We start from the raw sequence: 25,035 nt of genomic DNA, 5'->3' as shown, positions 1-25,035 counted from the left end.
TAATGATAGTTTTAATTCAATTACAGCCCTATTTCAAGAAAAGTGTAAAGAAAAAACAAGCTATAATTAACGAATGTACATCTTTTGCCCTCGACCACTAACAAATCTACATCACTATACCCATGAAACTTTTATGAATAAAAATATCATTTAGACACATTCTAAGTACTAAAGACCAAAGATTGCCTACTCATTGGAGGGTATTTACATGATAAAACTCAAGAATCAAAGATCCCAATGCAAAAAAGTAGTTAGATACATTATCAACAGCAAGGCCCATTCATAAAACATTTATAACGACATACAGAAACTATTGCAACATGCACTGAAAGTGCTATAGTGAATAGCCCAGTGCGAAGCGCTGGGTATAGGTGAAAAATAAACAGGAGGGATGAAAGTCCGATTCGATCATATATTATCCACGTTAGTATGGATGAAACTAGAATTATTCTTTACCCGATAGAATCAAACGACAAACACCTTCGTCTTGCTTCAGTTGTTCCATAAGGTTCTCCAAAGAGTCAAACTTCTTCTCATCACGTACACGCGATACAAATTCAATGGTTATATTCTCTTGATAGATATCCTCATGAAAATCGAAAATATGCGCCTCAATAGTAGCCTTTGGATCTTTCTCTTCTAACGTCGGACGTATGCCTATATTTAACATCCCATGGTATATGTCACCACTCCACAGTACACGGATGGCATATACGCCAATTTTAGGAATAAGCTTTCTTACATCATTGATTCGAACATTAGCTGTGGGAAAGTGAATCTGGCGACCAATCTGCTTTCCTTCCACCACCACACCCGTAATCGAATAGTAACGACCTAATAGATCTGTCATGTGAGTGAGATCTCCATCCATGATCTTTTGTCTTATCAAAGAGGAGCTTAAATCATAAGTAGAGACTCTTTTCTGGTCTAGTCTATCTAACTCAAATCCAAATTGACGACCATACACCTCTAATGTAGACATATCATCGACCTGGTCTTTGCCAAAACGATGATCATATCCCAACAACAGATAACGAAGAGAAAGTTTCTCCACCAGAATAGATTGAATAAATGAAGAAGCACTTAATTGTGCAAAGGATAATGAAAAAGGATAAACGACCACATGATCAACCCCTAGCGATCTTAAGATATCAATCTTCTCAGGAGTCGTGGATAAAATCGAAGCTTTTAACCCTTTGGGAGCAAAAACTTCTTGTGGATATGGATCAAAAGTAAATACAACCGATTCTAGCCCTTTTATTTTGGCTCTTCGAACAAGCTCTTTGATCAAATATTGATGCCCTAAATGTAATCCATCAAATGTCCCTACAGTGATGGCGCTATTCGAAATCGAAACGTGGTCTAAGTTGTAATAAATTTTCACAGTATTCCTTTGAGTTCAACCCTACAAAAGTAGTGAAACCATTTGTTTTTTTAGTCGCGCATCCATATAAATAATAGCAGTATGACAGGTACCATCCCTATACTTAAGTTACCCTAAACTTACCCTTAAGTTACCCTTTCCTTACCTCCACACGTCATTTTGGTAAAGAAAGGGTAACACAACTGTATCGAAACCATGAGTTAAGGGGTGGTGAGATACGCTTATATATCCCCTTTGCATATTAGATAAATCGTTGTTTGCGAAACTACCATAAGATGGGTTTATAAGACCCTAACTTTCACGCAGTTTAATTATATAACACCATCATGAAATGGGTATTACAATAAACCTATCTATTTTATGTGTTCTTTAAAGAAAGCGATCTGTTTCTGAACAATTTTATCAAACGAAGCCCCTTTATATGCGTCATAATGACCTGCCTCTTCTACAATAAACAACTCTTTAGGCTCCACTGCTCTTTCAAAAAGATGTTTACTTTCAGCTACAGGATTTACATCATCCTGTCCTGCTCCCACAATCAAAATAGGTGCATCAATTAACGCCACAAACTTCTCTGCCTTCAGCCTAAAAGTGTTTTTCAATGTACTGAAAGGTATTTTTGATAATAACGCAGGATAAGCATCTGCATTCTCTTTTAAGAAGATCAATGACTGCTCATCATGAAGCATCTTGTTCAAAGGAACCATCATCCCTTTATTATTTAGAACCTCACGTCCCCATAACTTACGAATCATTCCTAAAGTCGCCGCTTTGGTCTCTTCGTTACCATTGGTTACCACACGCTCTCCATCTCCAAATGTAAGCTGAACACAAACACTACGATACACCGAGTCTAAAGCAGCAGCAATAATTGCATTCGCACCACCTAAAGAGGATCCCCACAAAGAGATATTCTCCACGTCCACAAAAGATTGGTGACGCAGATACTCTGTTGCATTATAAATATCCTGTACTTGATTTAATGGATCAATGGTCGTTTCCCCTTCACTTTCACCAAAACCTCTGTAATCAAAAGTTAATGCCACAAAACCATGGTCTGCAAATGCTTTTGCATAGCTATCGACCAATAGCTCTTTGATCCCTGCAAACCCATGACATACCAATACCGTAGGGTATTTGGTTTGCTCATCAAAAGAAGCAGGCTTATATAAATTGGCAGCAATAGTCGATCTCTCTGAATAGAATTTTATATTTTCCATAATTCACTTTTTAATGATTCCTTGAACTATGTACGTGTAAATCGCTATTTTGTTATCATAAATCACAATAAATTTTAGCACCTAAAGTAGTATACAATAGCAAATTAGTATTCCCAAACGAGACCTATTGCACCTAATTATATCGACTGTTAAAAGTTTACCTCTCTCTCAGTACATGCTTTACTAAGAATACACCACCATTTTGAAGAAATGACATCTGTGATTTTGTAAAACCTGAATCATCATCTGTAAATCGTACAATATTATGATCTACATATGATATTATTTCTACATCGTTATGTAGATACAATGGCATTAAAAGATCAAGAGACTTAAAATCTCCCTTTTTTACATGCATACTACTTTTCTTTAGATCATATCGATAGACCCCCAAATTTTTTCCAAGGCGCATCGTTCCATATATGGAACGGTTTGCTACAAGTGGAGTGATCTTAAGATATTCAACATACTTATTTCTATACGTCTTTGAAAACTTATCCGCATTGACCAGTGTATTTTCCGCAGGCTTATTTTTGCCAAAATCTAAATCATATAGCGCAACCATCTCACCACTCTTCTTAAACTGATATATTTTACTATCGTATGGTTGATTAAATGTTACGCCATCCAATGTCTCACGAAGAAGATTATCATTCCCCTTAGTAGAAATATTCACATGGTAATCACTTTTGTCATATGGCAGATATTTGTTTAAAACTTCTCCTTTTAAGTTGGTAACCACCACCCTTTCATCCTGTTGATGGATAGAACATGCAAAAATATACTTATCGTTAGAAAGAGGTAAAACTGCATCCGCCATGAAAGGTAGTTTTACTTCTGAAAGAAAGTTGTTTTGGATATCATACTTTACCAATCGATGTGATGAACCAGTTAAGATAACGACATCTCCATCATCAGTCACATAGAAATCACTTACTCTATTGTATTCTTCGGACCCTTTACCTAAGCGACCCACTTTCCCTATAAACTTACCCTGTTCATTAAATACAAAGATCTTTTTTGAATCCAATAGATCACCTATGTAGTAAGTATTATTTTTGTATATCAACTTCCGAATATCTGAAAAGACAGATTGTTCCGTTTGCTCTAGTGGAATTAACTCAGTATGATCTACAAAGTTCTTGCTGTCATAATTTAGTCGATCCACACAGTTTAAGATCTCTCCATTAAATCCTTCTTTTTCATGTTGTTCTTTTGTTCCGCAACTTATGATACAAAGAATCATTAGAATGTAAAGTATCGTTCTCATCGTTTGTTTAGATTAGTATTAAAATATACTGTATAGTTTCTCAATAAGTTCTCGAACATTAGGCCCATAGAGGGCTTAGTTTACGTTCATTGGCGATGTATACACAATATTGCGATCAAACAGACTAGTGGAATAACCTTCATGTTATAGTTATTATTTATCACTATTAAAAACCCAGTCTTTTGATGTGAACAAATAGATCGTTTCTTCGAACTTATGTTATTGAAACATACACTTAAAGAGTAGCACTTTCAGCGCATGTTGCATAAACATTTACATCGATATATTCCCAATCTGAAGTTTACTATTTTAGGATATGTTTGCAGATTACAAAGCCTCCTGACTCTAGATGAGCTACAATATTATCTGGTAAAGCGTCTTTGTTATTTATCTTATCACCTCCACTATTTCTTTCAAATGAGAAAAGAATACTATCGTTATATAGCTGTAAAGGATTAAATATTTGGTTAATATTTCTCCGATCTTTTTTATTAGGAAAATCAGCATACATCTTATTTCCTTTTAGATCATATTTAAAGAATCCGTTTCGCTTCTTTTCGAAATCACGGATCTCTCCATAAATAGCATCTTTTCCTACTAAGATTTCTGAATCACAAAATTCCATATGTGGTAGTTTCGTCTTTCGATATTCACGAATCATTTTCCCTCTATTATTTCGATACTCATCAGAGAGTGTCAAACTTCCAAAATCGAGTTTGTATAATGGTTTCAGCTCACCATCAGAGGTGATATTATAGACTTCTTGGTTCTGACGATGTATGTAATTCACACCATCTTTTGCATCGCTAAATCGTTTATAGTCAAGGTCTGTATCAATACATTCCTCTGGAAATTTGAAATATCTTTTTATGACATTACACTGCTGATCAGTAACTAGAATTTGATAAGCCTTTTGTTTCTTCCTTGTTAAAAAAACGAACTTATCATTCGATAGTAGACGAAAGCCTTTTGCAAGAAAATCGATCTTCACTTCTGATATAAATTTACTATTACGGTCATACTTTATCACCCTAGTATTATAGGTGTCTACGACATAGACATTCCCAAGATCATCCACATCAAAAGCATGGCATTTAATAAATTCACCAGGGCCTCTTCCTTTTCGTCCAATTTTATGTATAAATTTTCCTTTCGAATCGAATACAAGGATACGATCTCCCTTTACTATATCCATTATATAATAAAAGCCATTCTTATATTTCATCACTGGACCAAATCCTATCAGTGCATCTTTATTCTCTTCTATTTTTACAAATTCAATATGATCGACCAAACTGGGCATTTCAAACGTCTCTTTCTCTTCACAATCTAAAACTTTGCCTTGGAAACCATCACTTGACTGTTTGGAACCACAACCAAAGAGTAATAACATTAAGATTAGGGGGAAAATACTTTTCTTCATTCTATTAGTTTTTTAGGTTCTTTATTATTTAAAATTTGATTGGTATTAATGAGACATAAATCCCTGTTATATAGCAACAATCATTCTGTTAATATCACTATTTATCATCATTTGTTTTGAGTGCATGTTGCAGAAGTATTGACATTATCCATCGTAAGATTACTGTTTCAAAATGTGTTTAATAAGAATAGTTCCTCCCGATTTCAAATGCGGAATGAGACTATCTGGAAGCAACTCCTTATTATTACGTTTCTTAAATGTATTATAGGAAAGAGTCGAGAATATTATGCTATCATTATATAGTTGTGACGGAAAAACTATCTGACGTAGATCACACTCATTACTTTCAGAACCTACAAAATCTGCAGACATCTTATTCTTGTCTAAATCATATTTAAAAAATCTATTTTTTTTAGCTTCTGTATTATTGTAAGTTCCATAAATACATGTTTCGCCCAATAATATATCATATTTACAGAAATGCATTTGTAATAATTTTTCTGCTCTATGACCTCTAATCAATTTCCTGGGATCATTTCTAGACTCTTCACTAGGTGTATAACACCCAAAATCAAGTTTATATAATGGAACTAAATCACCATCCGAAGTAATATTGTATATTTCTTGATTCTGGCGATGAATATAATTCACACCATTTTTTGCATTGCTAAAGCGACAAAAGTCTATATCTCTATCAACATATCCTTCTGGATATTTAAAATATTTCTTTATGATATTACATTGATGATCCGTAACCAAAATTTGATATTCAGACTGTCTCTTATTGGCTAAAAAAACAAACTTATCATCAGATAATACCCTAAACCCTTTTCCAAAGAAATCCATCTTCACCTCTGATAAAAATTTATTATTTCGATTATACTTGATCACTTTAAACTTTTTACTACCTACGATATACACATTCCCTAAATCATCTACATCAAAAGCAATAGATTTAATAAATTCACCTGGCCCTCTTCCTTTTCGTCCAATTTTACGAATGAATTTTCCTTTTGAATCAAATACTAATACCCGTCCTCCATCTACTATATTCATCGCATAATAAAACCCATTAATATATTTTATTTTAGTACCGAATCCGAAAACAGATTCTTTATTTTGTTCCAACGTTACAAATTCAATATGATCAACCAAACTAGTCATATTAAAAGCCTCTTTCTTTTCACAATCTAAAACTTTGCCTTGGAAACCATCACTTGACTGTTTGGAACCACAACCAAAGAGTAATAACATTAAGATTAGGGGTAAAATACTTTTCTTCATTCTATTAGTTTTTAGGTTCTTTATTATTTAAAATTTGATTGGTATTATTGGGACTTGAGCCCTGTTATAGTGTAACAACCATTTAGTTTATGTCAGCATTTATCATCATTAATAAACTGGTTTACTAATGATGAGACAACTCATTTGGTTTGAATATGCATCAAATGATGGGATCGGACTTTCAGCCCTCTTATTTTTATATTACCTATACCCAGTGCTTCGCACTAGGCTATGTTCTATTTCCCTTTCAGGGAAGGTTGCAGCATAGAAAAGAAAACTTTGGGCCTTTGAGTCTTTAGTGGTGCTTTTAAAACCGTTGCCCATCCCTTATACTACAACCAAATCCGTGATAATCTGTCTAATCCGTGGCTATGAATTCCTTGTTTTCCATTCTTGCACGTCAATTTTTTGAACTTCCCTTCACCCGTGCGACACAACAAGATCCGTGGAAATCCGTCCAATTCGTTAAATCCGTGGCTAAAACTCCTTCGTGTCTTTGGGTCTTCGTGGTGCTTTCCCCCCTTACGGTTCAACACCTCCATGAAGCAATATTGAGTTACCACTCTCCTCATACATGATGACAAGCGGCAGCTCAGCGCTCCCAGCGGCTGTCCCATACCATGCGCATCAACTAAGATCCGTGGAAATCTGTCCAATCCGTTAAATCCGTGGCTAAAACTCCTTCGTGTCTTCGTGGCTCTATAATAATCGGAATTCATCAGTATTCCATCCCTTGCCCATTAACCAAGATATATTCACAACAACCTCTCCTACAAGTTCTTCACCAACTCATCAAAGTCCTCACTTAGTTCAACATCTGATTTAAAATCATATAGCGTTAATTTTCTCACTGTAAAATAACTCTTCCAATAATTATATTTTGACTGAATCACCTTAATCATCGCACTTGAACGATCTCTTTGGGCACTATTTAGTTGTAGTACATCAATATTTCCATTTCTAAATCTCTTGGTCGTAACCTCGTAACCATCTTCAGCTAGCTCTTGAGAGCGTTGAGATGCTTTCACTTTATCGTACTGCAAATTGAACTCCATCACAGTAGTCAGCACATTTTGCTCAAAATCAATCTGTGATTGCTCCACTTTTATTCGATTCACCTCTTGTCTTGATTTGGCCATCTCTACTCGACCTCTGCGTCTCCCCCAATCTAAAAGAGGAATTTTCAAAGAGACCCCAAAATCCTGATAATCATCAAATTTCGGTTGATACACATTCGGGATGGAGCCATTTAACGGAACCTTACTCTTGTAGTCATAACTACCATCTACTTTATTTATTCCATACGATAGATTTAAATTGGCTTGAAAACGATGTTCCGACTTAACTCTAGCCACATTGGATTGGTCATTCAATAGCGTCAACTCATTTTGGATCATCAAGACATTTGATCGTCTTGCTTGTGTCAGGGCATCGCTCTCTTCAATTCTTATCGAATCAACACTTGGCAGCAAAACTTTCACCTCTGTATCTTGTGGCAATCTAAGAAAGGATAGAAACTGTACTTTACTCTTGCGCACTCTCACCTCCCACTCTTTTAATGCAATAGACTGATTATTCAGCTGTAATTCTAATTGTAGTAGTTCATCTTTCTCAATAGTTCCAATCTTAAATCGCTTATGGGCTATCTGCACCATGGTATTTGTCTGGTCATAGTTATACTTTGCATTGCCACGGTTCTTTTCAGCCAGAGCATAATTAAAAAAGTAATTACAAGTAGTGATATATACGTTCTCTAGATTAGATAGATATTCTCTTTTGGCCTTCTCATATTTTTTTGGTTCTAATAACCTACTCCATTTAAGCCTATTATAACCAAATAACTTTTGTGAATAACCAATTCGATATGGACGCGAAGCATATTGAATATACTCTTGATCTCCAAGGTTTTGATTTCGATCTAAACTGCTCTCTAGAAATATCGACCCGCCAGTAAGTCCAACATTCTGACGAATACTTAAAGAGACATCTGAGTTAAGATTTTGTGTGTGCACATAACTCTCTGATTTGGTTACCGAATTATATCGGAGGTTATTAGCATTCTTATAGGATATAAGGTTTGACTTCAATGATAATTCGGGCAAAAAGTCTGCCTTATAAGTTCGGTATTCCCAATAGCTTGACAGGAAGTTATTCTTATTGATAAAAACACTCAACGAGTTACTCTTTGCCAGCCGACAAGCTCCATCCAATGTTAAGGTAAACTCTTCTGGTTGCCCATAGCCTATCAGTGACGACAACATTGTAATTAGAATGCAAATTCCTTTTATATTTCTCATGAATTGTAGAATTAGTCGTTAGATTTACGGTTTAGGTAGTAATAACACAAAGGAACAAAATAGAGACTTACGAAGGTTCCTAATGTCATCCCTCCAATAATCACCAAGGCCAATGGACGTTGTAAGACACTACCCATATCGTCACCAATTAGAAATGGCACCAATGCTAAGATGGTAGTGATACTGGTCATTAATATTGGTTTTAACCGCCTGTGACCTCCCTCTTCGATAGCCTCTTTCAGACCTCTACCTTGTTTTCGCAATTGGTTGATGGTATCGATCTTCAATATCGAGTCATTGATGATAATACCACACATCACAATAATTCCAATCATTGCCATCAGATTTAGTGTTTCACCTCCAACCCATAGTATAAATAGAGCACCAGCAATATCCATCGGTACCTCTAAAAGTACAATAAAAGGTTGGGTTAGACTTTCAAATTGTGCCGCAAGGATAAAGTAAAGAAGGCATAAAGCGATAAGTAGTACAATGAGAAGTTCTTTAAGAACGGCTTTCGCTTTTATAATACTTCCCCCGAAAGAGCTGTTCATATCTTGCTTCTCCCGAACCTCTCTCTTCAATAGTTGCTCTAGTTCTGTTTGATCATAGCCTCCTGTTGACTCAAAATTAATAGGAAAAACCTGCCCCTTTCTATTGCCAAAATAGGTCTTAAAATTTGTCTTCTGTTTCAATGTCACCAAAGAGGAGACTGGAATATCAACATTCTTTTGGTTTCGAATCTTTAGCTCTCTAAGCACCTGTTCCATAGAGTGCATCTTTCCACTGATAACAATAGGGATATATACAGAGCTACTTCGTAGATCCTCTATCTTAAAACTCTTTAGTGCAGTCTTTAATTTATTAAATAGTGCCACCTGCCCTACTCTATATAGTGTTAGATGTTCAGGAATCACACATATCTCTACATAGGTTTCACTTGCAAAAGGGGTGATCAACCCAAAAGGATATTGATGATTAAGATATTCCACGAAGTGATTCAAACTATCAACACCGACTTGCTGTTTCTGTCTCTTCTGCTCTAAATTCAGAATAAAAGGAGCCTCTTTCCCTTCGAACATCTGTGTAAAACCAGAAGGAGGAACAGAGATATCGTAGTGAGCAATAGGATAACGAGTGGTAAAATAGTTGTGTATCTTATCTTCAAAATCACTCTTATCAATACTTTGGCGTAACTTTAAATAGATCACACTCTCATTTTCGGCTAACTCCAAGTCGTTATGATGAAGAAACTGCTGCGTTCCCACATAACTATCAGAATGTTCAATATACGGTTTGACATCATCCAGTAGATCTACGACCCGATGTCTATTCTCTCTTAGGTTAATTCGCTCATTCCAATCTAGTTTCACCAACACCTCATTTTCATCTAATACAGGGAATCGCTCTTTCGGCAAAATATAAACAAAGAGACAGGCAAAACCGATAAGCATTAAGAAGGCAGCAAACATCCCTTTTCTATGGTTAAAGACCCAATGCCACCCTTTCTCATAAGCATCTGATGAAGAGAATATCGCAAAACGATTCTTCTTCTCTTGCTGTCTCTTTCGACCTCTAATCCATATCAACCGATAGAGGGTAGGGATTAAAATAATCGATACCACTAAGGAAGAACTTAATCCTATGGTGACTGCCATCGCTTGATCGTAGAATAGCGCTCCAGATATCCCACTGAGGTAGATCAATGGTAAAAAAACAGCACAGGTCGTCAATACAGACGATATAAGAGGACGAATAACCTCATGGGTACCATTAGCACATGCCTCCATAAGATCGTCTCCCATAGAGATCCTTTGGGTGATATTATCAATCACGATAATCGAGTTATCGATCATCATCCCCACCCCTAAAATAAGACCAGACAACGATATGATATTGATAGAAATATCCAATAGATAGAATAGCAGTAGAGAGATTACCAATGAGATCGGCACACTCACCCCTATAAGCCAAGGAGAACGCCCATCTTTTAAGAATAAGAACATCACCAAGAATGCCAATAATCCTCCCCACCATAAGCTCTGAAACAGATTACTCATGGCATATTTAAGTATCCCTGTCTGGTCTCTTACTTTGGTGATCTCGATAAAAGGATAATCCTTCGTGATACGACGCAAAAGGCCATTCACCTTATTAGACATATCCTCCATACGTGCATCGGCCTGTTTTACTATCGCCATGGAGATACCTTCCTCTCCGTTGGTCATAAACAGTCCACTACGACTTTGAGCCCTCATCTCTACTGTTGCAATATCTTTTAGTTGCAATAGATGTTGATTGACGTTCAAGTAGATACTTTTCACATCCTCTAATTGATGTAAACCGTTAGATAAATGGATGTTATATTGATACTGACCATCTTTCACCTGTATAGAGCCAAAGCCTCTATTGTGTTCGTTTATCACTCTAGTTAGCTGCTCTGTTCTTAATCCCAATGATTTCATCTTTTGGGCATCTGGAGTAATAGATATCTCAGGAAACATTCTTCCTGTCATATCTACCATTGCAACTTCTGGTAGCTGTTCTATTTTCTTTCGTATCACATTGGAAACCGTCTCGCTTAAATCTAAATGATCCGTTTTACTCTCTACGTTTTTCTTCAATGAAGCATTCAAATAGAAAGCTGGAAGATCGGTAGAAGAAGCCTTCATTATAGCAGGACGTTCAAAATCCTTAGGCATATTGCGCATCACCATATCCACCTTTTCATTGACATCGATAAAGGCATAGTTAAGGTCTCTACCATATGAAAAACGCAATACTATCGAAGCGATACCATCTCTGGTTTCACTTTGCAGGCTTTCCAAATAAGGCAACTGATTGAGCCTACTTCTAAATCGACGAACCACCTCATTCTCTAGCTCTAGGGCTGTCTTATTTTTCCCATTCAACTGAATGGTAATAACAGGTATATCTACATCGGGAATCAATGAGATAGGTAGCTTCTGAGAAGTTACCAACCCCAACATCAGAATCGCAATAAACGACATAATTACTGCGATGGGTCTACGTATTAAAAAATTCACCATAATATCTCGTTTTTACGCTTTCTCTTTTTTACCTACATTCATAAATATTGGCAGGCTTACAAACACTGCAATCAAACTAAACAATAGCCCCCCCATCGCTCCTAGAGCTAATGCGAACCAAAACCCCTTATCTTGACTATCTATCAAGAATGGAACCATCCCCAAGACTGTCGATACTACGGTCAATAGGATTGGAATTACTTTCTTATGAAAAGCATGCAAATAACTATCTAGTGCATTACGGTTTGAACTATCTCGAAGATGGTTGAAGTCATACACAATGAACAGTGCAGTATTGACTGTGATTCCAGACAGAAGAATCATCGAAGCATAGCCCCCTTGATTAAAAGGATATTCCGTAATGGTAAAAATGGAGAAGATCCCAATGAAAGAGAGTGGTATCATGGTGATAATCACTAACGGTTGAATCAATGACTCCAAAAGAACCGCACATATAAAATAGATGATCACAGCCACCAAGAAAAGTAATCCATACTGCTTCTTATCTTTGGCATTCCACCTCCATCTTCTATTGGAACTCTCTTCGACTCGATAACCTGTTGGGAGCTGCTCACTAATTTCATCAACAATTTTTTCTCTGTACATCTCACTAAAACTACGATCTCCGATAAATTCGTAGTCTACACGCATCACATACTCCTGATTTCTCTTCTCTATACTTCCCGAAGTAAACTCTTTACGAACTCTAGCCACATCTTTTAAACGAACCCCTTTTTTAAAGATCCCATCTAATAGCATATTTTGGATATCCCATATGGGTACTGCTTCTACGAGTTTAGGTCTTAAAACCATCGAACGGAAGGAATCACCATTTCCTACAGGAGGTAGGTTTTGTATCGCCCAATTGTGCTGGCTTAAGAGATAGTATAACTCTCCTAAGGTCAATTGATATTTGGCCAGTTTCTTCAGATCGACATCTACCACATACTCAAATTTCTTATCCCTAATTCTCTGTTTATTCGCATGAACAACCACCTCTTTCACACGAATACTTTTTTGAAGTTCTTTTTTTATGTTGTTACCAATCTTCATCAGTACAGGATAGCTCGTTCCCACTAGGGAGATGGATTGATTTAAGTTTCGTTCCGAGATATGGTTATTAAACCCCTGAGGATCCACCCCATAGATTCGGGCATCCAAACTTCCCGTTTCTGTGGCTATTTGGATCAATTCACTCTTCAAGAACATAGGGAAAGCCCCACTCTGCTCCTCTTCTTTGAAATGTATTTCCATGAAGCCATAATTTGCGCTATAGATATGACTTACAAATCGATCAATCTCACTATATTGAGATAACCTTCTCTCGATCTTTAGAAAAGAATTATTCATCTGGTCGAGCGTAGCGCCATCAGGCATCATAGCTTGCATTCGAAGCATGACTTTTGGTTCTTGCCTTCCTGCATGGGTCTCAAAGTATTGAGAAAAGCGATATAACACCCCTCCTCCTATACGGTTGAACCACGGCAAGATATCTTGTTGAAAGAAATTACTTCCTATACTCTTATTATAACGATCTTCAAACCAAGTCCTTTCCACCTTGTCTCTCCCCCATCGACTCTCTGGTTTCCCTAAATGGGATGGAATAGAGAAAAAGGGAATACCAAAAACCAATATCGAGAGAGTAATCATACTTTTACGATAACGACAACCCCACAATATAAATCGTTCGTAAACACGTGAAACTTTAATTACACGACGTAACCCCCTCTGCGCTTTTACAGCATCTCTCTTTTTCATCGGCACCTTGTCCATCAATGCAGGGATAAAGAAGTATGCGATCAAAAGAGAGACAATAAGATTAATGATCATCACCCATGAGAAATCAACTAAGTTCATTCTCTGGTTCTCTTTCAAGAAAAAGATCACTGACAAAGAGCCTATAGTAGTTAATGTGGCTGCCAAGATAGCCCAGAAGATATTCTCATTGGACTGTCGCTTACAATAGTCCGCCATCACAATGGTATTATCAATAATAATCCCTAATGATACCGTGATCCCCGCCAATGAATACAGATGTATCTGTACATCAAAAAAGAGATAACCAATGACTGCAATGGCTAAGTTGACCAACAACGACACTGTAATCACCAATAGGTAACGCCAGTCTCTACTGATGACCCACACAAAAAGAAGGAGGATAAGTAAGGCCAAACTCGACCTAAAAAGGATCTTATCACGCTCCTCTCTTAACGATTTAGAGGCATCATAACTCAAATCTAAAGAGACACTCTTGGGGAGCGATTTCTCTATGATCTCCACCTTCTCTAGCACCTCTGCTCCTAACTCAATTTGATTGGCCCCCTCACTGCTGTAGATATTAAGATATATTGTATTGAGACCATTTAACCTGAAATAGCGTGAAGGAGGAGTGTGACGTACCTTTACTTTAGCAACCTCCCCTAATCGAACGATATGGTCCTTAACAGTTCCAATAATGATTTTATCCCATGCGATGGTATCGTCATGATGAAAAGAGCCACCGCAATAGCTAAATGCGTGCCATGACGACTCTTGTTGATCAAGCCACTTAAATAACCCTAACTCTTCTTTATTGAAATAGAGATACATCGCATTGGCGACATTCCTCGTGGTCATTCCATACTGGTGAAGTCGACCTGTATCATATTCCACACACCACTCCAATGGGGTAACCCCGTCGACCTCTACCGATTCGACTTCGTCAATCTCACCTAAGGATGACACCAAATAGTCCTCTGCATACTTTCCTAAGGCATCCTTACTTTTGGTCCCATGAACAGTAAAAGTCATCAAACGTATTCGCGTATCATTACGTTGATAACTTCCCCCAATGACAGGGCGCGTAACACCATCAGGCAATTTGGGATAAAGTGTCCGAAGTATCGATGACAATTCAAATCTGACGACATCTATATTCACCTCTTTTTTGAAAGTGAGACGAATGCGGCCCTCTCCTTTCGATGAATTGGAGCTTATATCTTTTAAGCCATCCATAGTGGACAATACTCCTTCAATGGAAGAGGTCACCTCTCTCTCTATAATCTCGGCAGATACACCTCTCCAACGGTAAGAGACAACCACTTGGTTACTTTCACGAGTAGGTTGTAGTTGAACGGTTAGCTGCGAAGCCAAGGCCATACCAACAATGGCAAGAACAATAAAGATGACATTAATTCTAAATGAATTTTTAACGCTTGCCATACTTACTGTATTACTTCGATAGGAGTATCGTGTGCTAGATCAAAATTATTAGAGACAATCACTTCGTCTCCTTCTGCTAGTTTGCCTTCTAATATCTGAACATTCAAACTATTCTCTTCTCCTGGCGTTACATAAACCCATTTGGCTTTCTTTCCATTACGAACAAAGAGTACATTCTTATTCTGACGATACAACACCGCACTCTTGGGGACCACCAGACAGCAAGCCCCTTCACTTTGGACGATCACATTGACATTCATCCCATCGATCAATTGATGTTTCGAATTATTCACTTTCGCCCTAATATGAACCATCCCAGATGCATCCACTCTTGGATCAATCGCAGCAACCGTACCTATTAGCTCTAAACGCTTATTGGCAAAAGGCACCACCTTAATCTTTTCCCCTTTGGAGATCTTATTGTATTCTCCTTCTAAGATGGAGAAGTCCACCCAAACCATATGATCATCCACCACATCACAACATTTTTTATAACTTGATGCTGGATTATATACTTCGGCTTGTAGATCCGATATAACACCATTTAAAGGAGAACGAACCTCTCTATCTCTATAATTTATCTTTGCTCGTTTTAGTGCAATAACAGCACTATTAAACCCACTTTTGATCTTAATCATTTTAAGTAGGGGAGGCTCAATGGTAGCACTATCCTTCGTTGAATAGCCATATCCTAGAAGTTTATCCTCTAAAGCAATAGTTGATTTATCATACTGTAGTTGTGCTTCATCCAAACGCATCTTCAGCTCCTCTGACGAGACCGTAGCAATCAAATCGCCTCTCTTCACCCTTGTTCCATTCACCACATGAAGTGCTACTATTTGATCTTTGGCCTTAAAGGGAACAGCAGCTTTTCCGCAAGCATGTACGATTCCATTACTTAATAGTTCATGATGAAACCTGCTCTTTACCGCCTTCTTTACCTTCACTTTCGTGACCGTATCCACAGTTAAAGCCGTTTGGCTTTTCAATTCACTATCCCCCTCTTGTTTCGTCGAACACGAAAACAAAGACATAAGAAGAAAAGAACTCAAAAGAATATGTAATGAGTTACCTAAGTTAGTTTGCATAGTTATTATCAGTTTTGATGGTCAGTTTTTACTTTTCTTTTAAATACACATTACGAGCATCTATAAATCACTAAAGATACAAAATACGACAGACAATTTATATCATATATTGACATACTTTAATATTATGCATCATATCAAAGCTATTGTTTAACAACTTTACCTTTGATACTTAACCGTACGCGACGCTTCTGAATATTACAATAGACAATAACTGTTTTATAGAAAAATCCAATCTCACGTGCATCGTATTTAACACGAATATTTGCATAATTACCAGGACCAATAGGTTCTCTTTTCCATTCAGTTTTAACACACCCACACGAAGGTTCTAAATGTTCTATCAATAGTGGATTTTCTCCGATATTATTAACTCTAAAAGTGACCAACTTAGGAATGTTATAAAAGATATCTCCTAAATCAATTTCAGAATCAACAACTTCAATTTCAGTAGTCCGATCAACTATTTCTAATAAGTCTCCATTAAAAATCGACAGCGAAACAATCAGCAATACGAATACAATCACTCCCCCAACAATATATCTATTCATGACCTTAAACATTAAACAAACTAGAACTGGTTCTCTTCGAATAAGAACTTCTTTACATTCTTACTATAAAGAGGATTTCCAATAAAAACAATTTTATTGTCCTTATCTGTTATTAACACATGTAATAATTTATTATTTACAAGATCATTTGACCTAAAAAAAGTATTTTTTAAATCATGATATATGGGTAAGTCAATCTTATAGCTTTTAATAATCTGAATAACCATATCACGATGGGGAGTTGGCACAAAAAACCTTTAGTTATATTTTGAGGGATATAAACGAAGTAACTCGTTCCATTGAATTAGATCTTTAACACAGTCTGTACAGTGAAATATTCATACTATTCTTTTTTGTATTACTGTAAGACCTTAATCCTGTGTGAATAAACAACTCAAGTTCATTGGGTATAATTAATTCTTGATTGATTTTGTTTTCCACTTCAGCCATCATTCTATTTTTATTGGTACAAGACATCTGAAAGCACATCCCTAACAACAACACATATCTCATCTTATATTTATTTTTTCAAAATGTGTTTAATAAGAATAGTTCCTCCAGATTTCAAATGTGGAACAAGACTGTCTGGAAGCAGCTCTTTATTATTGCATTTCTTAAATGTTTCATAGGAAACATTCGAAAAAAGAATACTGTCATTATATAATTGTGATGGAATAACTATCTGACGCAGATCAATTTTTCCACTATTAGAACGTAAATCTGCATACATCTTATTCTTATCTAAATCATATCTAAAAAATCTATTTTTCTTAGTTTCTGTATTATTGTAAGTTCCATAAATACAAGTTTCGCCCAATAGTATATCATATTTACAGAAATGCATTTGCGATAGTTTCTTATTACGATCCACACTAATCAATTTACCTGGATTATTTCTATACTCGTCACTTAACGTATGACATCCAAAATCAAGTTTATATAATGGGACTAAATCACCATCAGAAGTAATATTGTATATTTCTTGATTCTGGCGATGAATATAATTCACGCCATCTTTTGCATTACTGAAACGGCAGAAATCTAGATGCTTATCATTATATTCTTTAGGGTATTTAAAATATCTCTTTAAGATATTACATTGATGATCTGTAACCAAAATTTGATACTCGGACTGTCTCTTATTGGCTAAAAACACAAACTTATCATCAGATAATACCCTAAATCCTTTTCCAAAGAAATCCATCTTCGCCTCTGATATAAACTTATTTTTATGATCATACTTGACCACTTTAAATTTATATCCATCGACAATATACACATTACCTAAATCATCGACATCAAAAGCACGAGATTTAATAAATTCCCCTGGTCCTCTTCCTTTTCGTCCAATTTTACGAATAAATTTTCCTTTTGAATCGAACACAAGTACTTTTCCTGCATTTACTACATTCGCAGCATAATAAAATCCATTCTTATATTTTATAGTGGTACCAAACCCGAAAATAGATTTTTTATTTTGTTCCAACTTTACAAATTCAATATGATCAACCAAACTTGTCATATCAAACAATTCTTTCTTTTCACATTCTAATACTTTGCCTTGGAATGCATCAGGAGATGGAGCACGCTTACATCCAACAACACATAGAAATAAAACAATACTGAACAAACTTTTCTTTTTCATATTACTTAGTATTAAATGATAGATAATTATTAAATCTCAATAACCTACTGGAGACATCGGTTTCTATTTATTCATCTCTCACAATTGCCAAAAGAAATTATGGTTCTATATCACAAGAATCATAATCTTTTATAGATCCTCATAGTAAATGAATGAATGATATCTTTTTACAGATTTATTGTCACACCATACAAATTATAACTATATAAAATGTAATTAATGAACACTGTGTAGAAAGCCTGAACAAGGGATTGTCTAATTTCATATTATTATGAGAATAAAGGTTATAGAAATCTTAAATTATACATAATAGTGAATGTATGTAAATCAAGTTTTTATATATAACTCAAATCACACTAATATTAACATAGACATAACCCCACACCCCTTTCCTGTTAATTATCAACACAATACAGATCTTCACAATCTTCTTAAAGAAATACCTCAAAACCAACATAATCAGAAAACATATACAATATCAAACACTGAATATTTAATCTCGAAGTATGAATCCAATTTTGATGATGGATCTAAAGAATAAAATTAACATCATTGAGTTTTTTTGAGCAGACATACCATAATCTTTATTTGTAAAGACGAACGATCCTTAGAGATCAGTGACTTCATTTAAAACTGTTTCTATTTTGTTTCACGCCTACACTGAAAAGGATACCCTCATCATATATAAATTGTATTAGTCTCTTTTGATATAAATAATGTAAAGAAACATAACTCAAGTATAAGTATATAGTTATGACCACCATCTACTGAAGCACTCCCTTTCTTTTTGAGGATATAAGGTGAATACCCAAATGTATGAGGTACCAATCCATTATGCTTTAAAAACGACTCTTTCGTTTTACTTTTTTACTAGTAAAAGAGAGACGGGCCTTGTAATTGGTCAAAAATACAAGGCCTGTTCACAAACTTGATCTATTCTTTAGTCTTAAGCCTAGGCTAAAAAGTGATATCCCCTTCAGGGTATAGGTTGTTTCCATATCTTTAAATCAGATTAATGAAGCGATACGATGATTTTGAAAATATAACATAGTAGATTTCTCTTCTTTTTATGAACAGTTCCTGTTGTTATTTATTTTATGGCTCACCGTAAGAGGTATGTAGTTAGAGTCGGATAAAGAGGAACTAGAGTTTTAATAAAACGATACAAGCATTGTCGTCTACAGAAACAGTACTGAATTTCTTGCTCTCTTTTTCAATCGAATCTTTATATTTATGTAAATCACATGGATATATATAACTCACTATTAAATTCTTATTGATAACACACCTTGAATTATACAATAAATTACCAATTAGATTATTCCCAATTCGAACAGTCTCTGATTTTTCAGACTGTTTATCGTATATCGTAACCATCTTTTCTCCTTCCATAAGGTATTTAAGCAATAACTTATCATCCGTTTCGATAAAATCTATAACCGTCAGATACTTTTGTTTCGATATCTTTTGAAACATCTTTACAGGATGCATCCCCTGGTTCTCTTTGAAGAAGTTGATATTTGGAAACAGTTCGATGTTATTAATGGCATACTTTAATTTTACTTCTCCATCTTTCCATTGATATATGGCATTTGTGAGTGGTGGATTGTACGTAACTGAATTTGTAGAATAATCGACCTTTAATCGATCTAAAGTTCCACTGTAATATTGATAAACACATTTTGGACGATGAATAAGACCTTGTTGCTTATTAAAATTTGCATCTAATAATTCAATATAATTCTCTTGATCAGGAGTAGTTTGGATTAAAAATTGATCTCCTACACTTGCGATACTAAAGAAACGTTGATTTAAGGCACTCTCTTTAATAAAGTCAAGGTTGTTGTCAAAGAATAAAATCTTCTTTTGTCCTCTATCACAGATAGCACAACCTCTATTTTTGGACAGCTGGAAGAAACTACCTAAACTAATATATTCACCTTCTGCTTTACCTATACGCTTCATCTTTTTAATGAAGCTTCCATCCAACCCAAATTTATATACTGCATTGGCTTGAAGTTGATCTGCAATCCATATTCCAGATCTATTTATAAATAGGTTATTGATCTCTCCTACAATAGATCTATTTGTAGTCTCTAGAGGAATCACTTTTGATATGTTAACCTCCATATCACTAACATTGATAATTTTCTGAGTTAAATCGATCTTCCCATTCGTTGCGATAAAACTCATCTTTTGCTCCTTTTTATGACAGGAACAGAATAACATCACTATGATAAAACTAGATTTACATAGCAGACAAAAGTTGTTGCGTAAGTTCATATGCATATATAGATTATTAATTGATTTTAGTTAGTATTAATCAGAATCACCTCCTTTATTTTAAGAGCCCAAAGTGTCATTTATGGTTTGTATCGAAGAAATCATCTTTCAGTTTTGTAAAAACTATAATGGGATTGTTATCTGCGCTCAACTCCCTAACACCATATCTGTGAAATATCTTCATAAAACACTGAAATATAGCTTCATCAGCCTTCTTGAATTGCTGACCAATTTCCAAAATAGCTTTAGGTGATATAGCCGAAATAAATCTATCGTGAGAGTAATAATTGAATGGGAAAAAAAACATGTGTCTTTCATCGCCTTGTATACGATTACAATTAATCAATGATGCGCTTTTCTTATGATACAGCATATGAATTAACTTACCATCACTCTCACATGTAAAACATAGATAAGAATTTGTTTCTAAATGAGAGCCCAAAAAGTAAGACAAATGGTTTTTACGAACTTTTTGTCCAAATTGGTAAGTTGAACAAGAAATAGGCACTTTACCGTGAATACTATTTTTCCCAAAATCAAGAGCATACTGGGCCTTAACCGAATTTGAGCTTATACTATTAATCGTATCTGATAATATCGGACTGTATGAAACTTGATTAAGTGAAGACATACAGCCATTCTCCGTCCTCATATGAACTTTTGGATAGATAGGCTTAAACATTGGACCAGCTTTTAGAATCGCTCCTTCTCTATTGACAATATAAAACAACCGATTCTCTAACTCGCCTAGATGTTTGTTTTTTTGGTTCCATGCATACAAAACAATATTTCCATCATTTAATATACTAAATTCAAGATAGGCAACATTAATGTCGATATACCCTAGAAACTCTCCCTTAGGATTATAACGAAGGAGCTTTTGCAATGGAGGACTTGAAATCAATATCTCATTATTACATTTATCCACCTGTACTTCTGATAACTTGGTATATTCTCCTGGACCTCGGCCTTTCTTCCCAATTCGATTTAGAAACCTACCTTTCATATCAAAAACAAATATCGCATCGGACACCCTCTTGTCGATAACATAAATCAGATCATTATGTATACGAATATCGGAAACAGCTCCAATAAGACATTCTTTATTCGTTTCAAGGGGTATAGCATAAACAGAATCAACTATAGAAGAAGCATCAATAGTCTCCTCATTCGATTTTTCTGGCACATGAATGGTCACCAGACTATCTGTACTTAATTTGAGTACTTCAACGTCTGATAACTTAAGATCTTGTGGCGCAAAGCCACCAAAATTTACTTTACTACTACATCCAACAAGTAGGACACTCATTAGTAAGACAATTTTTCTCATTAGTTAGGTTTTATGGTTTGAATACAATCTTCTTCATTAAACTTCCGTAGCTTATAATTACCACAAAAGTTATTCTTAATTATCGTGATAAGTCGATTATTAACCTGACGGCAACATATCGCAATTAATTATCTTATAACAGTTTAATTTTTAGACCCTACAAGAGCAAGAATGACATTATGCTTCCGTCGGGTTATTAGTTGCCAAATGATACTCGTGAATAAACGACAAACTTATACGCTTGATTAAAACTCTTTTAGTGTATATAAGATCAAAGCTGGATTCTCCTCCATTTTCATACTCTTTGCAATGAGTTTATCTTCTTCTGAAAAGATAGTACTGTGATCAACAAAACTTTCACGAAATTTTGGATGTGGAAGAGTGTATATGGTAATGAAATAATCACCAGAAGCAAACATTGGACGATATGCAACACCTGCTCTTGGAAACAAATTATTACGCATCACTTTCGTTCCTCCAATTACTTTCTTAGTTTTCTTATCTCTGAAAAGATAGAGTTTCTTTCTATGACTTAACAAAGAAAAGAAACTATGTTTACTCGTTTCAAGAAAATCACCAAGAAAATAGTAATCATCCTGCTTCATTAAATCACGAGGGGATAGTTTAGCAAGTAAATTATCTGAAACCTTCTTCGACGAGAAGTCTAGAATATATTTACTGTATAACATGTTATCCAAATGACGGTATTGAAATATAGTATCTGAAAATCTATGGCTTAGATAACCATTTTCTTGCATATAGCTCTTTGTGTAGAACCTACATTTTTTGTAAGTTGATGGCATACCTACCTGTTTTATCTTGCATTGTTTATTAGTAATGATAATATTATAAGAATCACTTTCACCTAGTGATGGGTCACTCTGGCTATCGTGCTTATAAAAAATATAACCATCTTTTGTAATATCAAATTCAGCAAAATAAAAAGGGATCTTACTATTTCTAACAAATTTACCATTAGGACTATAATAACTCATCAAATTTCTTTGTGATACCAATAGCTCTTGATTTGAATTATCAAAAGCCATATCCGACACTCTTAAAAGTTCTCCTGGACCTTGCCCCTTTTTTATTTGAGTAATGTATTTACCCTTATTATCAAAAATAAATATTCCATGTCCTTTAGAATTATCCCTAATATATATGTGCGTACTTGTCATGATCACATCACTAATGCGACCAAGTAAACTAGCTTCTGTTGTCTCTAAAGGGATTAACTTTGCCTCTTTAATATATGAGCTTAAATCATATTCACTCTTTTTTAAGAATGGATTTAAGTCTACCTTTTCAACTTCTGCATCTACGACACCAAGAACCTCTGTTCCATCAGGTAGTCGTGTTTTTTTCTGAGGAGTACTCTTACAAGCAACAAAAAGGATTAGCAATAAATAAGTTAAAACACTCTTACTGTACATATCTATATATTTTTATTAATGATTTAAAATCACAATTATGAAATCCAAACAACGAATTCCTTATTCTACACAAGGAATTCAACAAGGTTTATGTTACGAACACACTTGTATTAATTATTGGCTCTTACCGATATTTTGTGGGTAATCAAATCAACCATAATTTAAAAATCAACCACAACACGGATGCAAGAGAACTCAGTTATTATCATGTACATAAGACTTGATTATTTAAAAGTAATATTTAAATATGCTTTCCTAGCATAAGGTTATTTTGATTCGCTATAACCAAATATATCTAGATCTATCCGTTTTAGATCCATTAGGTGTTTACTCGATGTTTTAATTTATCCTAGAGATTCTATTTTTTTTAATCATCCAAGAATAGATATACTGTAAACCAATCCAATAGTCTAGAGTTACTTTAGTTTATATCGTATGATCACGGAATTATCTGTTAATTTCATCTCCCTCAATCGTTTCCTTGATTCACTGCTTAACAAATCGTTTGTAATAAGTTGATCCACGAAATTTGGGCTACACATACTGTATATATAATCTCTATCGATATGGGATAAAAATGTTAGTACCTCTTTAGAATGCTTTGTACCATTCTCTTTAATTCGAACACGGTGGTTCTTTTTGTTAAAAAACAACACATAAAATTTATTTTTCAATGAGTACTCTATAATGATATAATCCTCGCTCTCCATTCTATCATACACAAAAGCGGTATGATCACTATTATCTCGAATAAACTTCGTATGCAACTCCTTGTCCACATTCTTTAGACTTTCTTCATTAAAGTTGTATTTACCAAAATCTAAACTGTAACTACACTCTAGGTCAAGAGACTTGGTGTTTAAATAATATATATCGTTACAAGAAGGGTAAGAATAGCTAAAGCCAATGGTATTATTAAATCGTTGAAAACAGTCGTGATTTGTTTTAACAGCTAAATAATAAGTTTGAGGAGCGCTAATTTTCTTTATTATTTTACCTTCTTTCACAGAATAAAAAATCACATATCGGTTATACTTGAAAGGCTTTTTTGATTGGAAGTAGAAAGCATATATACCATAAGAGAGGTATACAAATTCTTCTGCTGGGAGAAAAGTCTCTGGAATCTCATACTGTATAACCAAATTTCCTTGCAAATCATATTCTATGATTTTATGTCTTATTAAATCAAGAACTTGAATATTTCCATTTTGCCTATTTACAGTATACCTCTGGCAATTTAAATACTTATTAGGGCCTCGTCCCTTAAGCTCCTTTGTTGAATAAATAAATTCTCCGTCTAGACTAAACACTGCGACAATATGTTGTCGCTCATCTTGAACATAGTACTTCCCATTAATAATGGATAGATGTGTACATCTATTCAAAACACATTTCTCACTTGTCTCTAACGGAATAATTTCAATCTCTGAAAAAAAGTCTGATAGTTCCTTTGACGTTTTTCCTTCGACTTTTATCTTATACGAATTCTTATCAATACCCTCTTGATGACAAGAAAATATACAAAAAGAGATTATAGTTCCGAACAGTATTTTTTTTATCAATTTCTTCATATCGC

Annotated in this window: 15 protein-coding genes; all 15 read right to left on the bottom strand. The window is 35.0% G+C overall.

Features of this window, described 5'->3' with window-relative positions; all coding sequences use genetic code 11:
- Window positions 1-445 precede the first annotated feature (445 nt).
- Window positions 446-1,384 (bottom strand): bifunctional riboflavin kinase/FAD synthetase, encoded by a 939-nt coding sequence (locus K5X82_13840; protein QZT36341.1) that lies wholly within the window; start codon window positions 1,382-1,384, stop codon window positions 446-448.
- Between the two features lie 353 nt (window positions 1,385-1,737).
- A complete protein-coding gene (locus tag K5X82_13835; GenBank protein QZT36340.1) occupies window positions 1,738-2,604 on the bottom strand; it encodes an alpha/beta hydrolase in 867 nt (288 codons plus the stop codon).
- 157 nt (window positions 2,605-2,761) lie between these two features.
- On the bottom strand, window positions 2,762-3,874 hold the full coding sequence (locus K5X82_13830; GenBank protein ID QZT36339.1) for a 6-bladed beta-propeller: 1,113 nt from the start codon (window positions 3,872-3,874) through the stop codon (window positions 2,762-2,764).
- Between the two features lie 304 nt (window positions 3,875-4,178).
- Window positions 4,179-5,297, bottom strand: a complete 1,119-nt coding sequence (locus K5X82_13825; GenBank protein ID QZT36338.1) for a 6-bladed beta-propeller — start codon at window positions 5,295-5,297, stop codon at window positions 4,179-4,181.
- A 159-nt stretch (window positions 5,298-5,456) separates the two neighbouring features.
- The gene (locus K5X82_13820; GenBank protein QZT36337.1) at window positions 5,457-6,581 is read right to left on the bottom strand and encodes a 6-bladed beta-propeller; all 1,125 of its coding nucleotides are present in this window, start codon (window positions 6,579-6,581) and stop codon (window positions 5,457-5,459) included.
- 770 nt (window positions 6,582-7,351) lie between these two features.
- Window positions 7,352-8,878 carry a TolC family protein gene (locus tag K5X82_13815; protein ID QZT36336.1) on the bottom strand — a complete coding sequence of 509 codons (1,527 nt, stop codon included), beginning with the start codon at window positions 8,876-8,878 and terminating at the stop codon, window positions 7,352-7,354.
- 11 nt (window positions 8,879-8,889) lie between these two features.
- Entirely contained in the window at window positions 8,890-11,928 is a 3,039-nt protein-coding gene (locus tag K5X82_13810; protein ID QZT36335.1) for an efflux RND transporter permease subunit, read from the bottom strand.
- A gap of 12 nt (window positions 11,929-11,940) precedes the next feature.
- The gene (locus K5X82_13805) at window positions 11,941-15,129 is read right to left on the bottom strand and encodes an efflux RND transporter permease subunit (GenBank protein ID QZT36334.1); all 3,189 of its coding nucleotides are present in this window, start codon (window positions 15,127-15,129) and stop codon (window positions 11,941-11,943) included.
- A 2-nt stretch (window positions 15,130-15,131) separates the two neighbouring features.
- Window positions 15,132-16,217: an efflux RND transporter periplasmic adaptor subunit gene (locus tag K5X82_13800; GenBank protein ID QZT36333.1), complete on the bottom strand. Its 1,086-nt coding sequence runs from the start codon at window positions 16,215-16,217 to the stop codon at window positions 15,132-15,134.
- Window positions 16,218-16,360: 143 nt separating this feature from the next.
- Window positions 16,361-16,768, bottom strand: coding sequence for a DUF1573 domain-containing protein (locus K5X82_13795; GenBank protein ID QZT36332.1), 408 nt, complete (start codon window positions 16,766-16,768; stop codon window positions 16,361-16,363).
- A gap of 520 nt (window positions 16,769-17,288) precedes the next feature.
- A complete protein-coding gene (locus K5X82_13790) occupies window positions 17,289-18,413 on the bottom strand; it encodes a 6-bladed beta-propeller (protein ID QZT36331.1) in 1,125 nt (374 codons plus the stop codon).
- Window positions 18,414-19,556: 1,143 nt separating this feature from the next.
- Window positions 19,557-20,606 (bottom strand): 6-bladed beta-propeller, encoded by a 1,050-nt coding sequence (locus K5X82_13785; GenBank protein QZT36330.1) that lies wholly within the window; start codon window positions 20,604-20,606, stop codon window positions 19,557-19,559.
- Between the two features lie 166 nt (window positions 20,607-20,772).
- Window positions 20,773-22,026, bottom strand: coding sequence for a 6-bladed beta-propeller (locus K5X82_13780; GenBank protein QZT36329.1), 1,254 nt, complete (start codon window positions 22,024-22,026; stop codon window positions 20,773-20,775).
- 245 nt (window positions 22,027-22,271) lie between these two features.
- A complete protein-coding gene (locus tag K5X82_13775) occupies window positions 22,272-23,459 on the bottom strand; it encodes a 6-bladed beta-propeller (protein QZT36328.1) in 1,188 nt (395 codons plus the stop codon).
- A 416-nt stretch (window positions 23,460-23,875) separates the two neighbouring features.
- On the bottom strand, window positions 23,876-25,030 hold the full coding sequence (locus K5X82_13770) for a 6-bladed beta-propeller (protein ID QZT36327.1): 1,155 nt from the start codon (window positions 25,028-25,030) through the stop codon (window positions 23,876-23,878).
- Window positions 25,031-25,035 lie beyond the last annotated feature (5 nt).

Source organism: Prolixibacteraceae bacterium (assembly GCA_019856515.1).
Taxonomy (GTDB): Bacteria; Bacteroidota; Bacteroidia; order Bacteroidales; family Prolixibacteraceae; genus Halosquirtibacter; species Halosquirtibacter xylanolyticus.
This window is presented reverse-complemented; position numbering and strand designations above follow the sequence as displayed.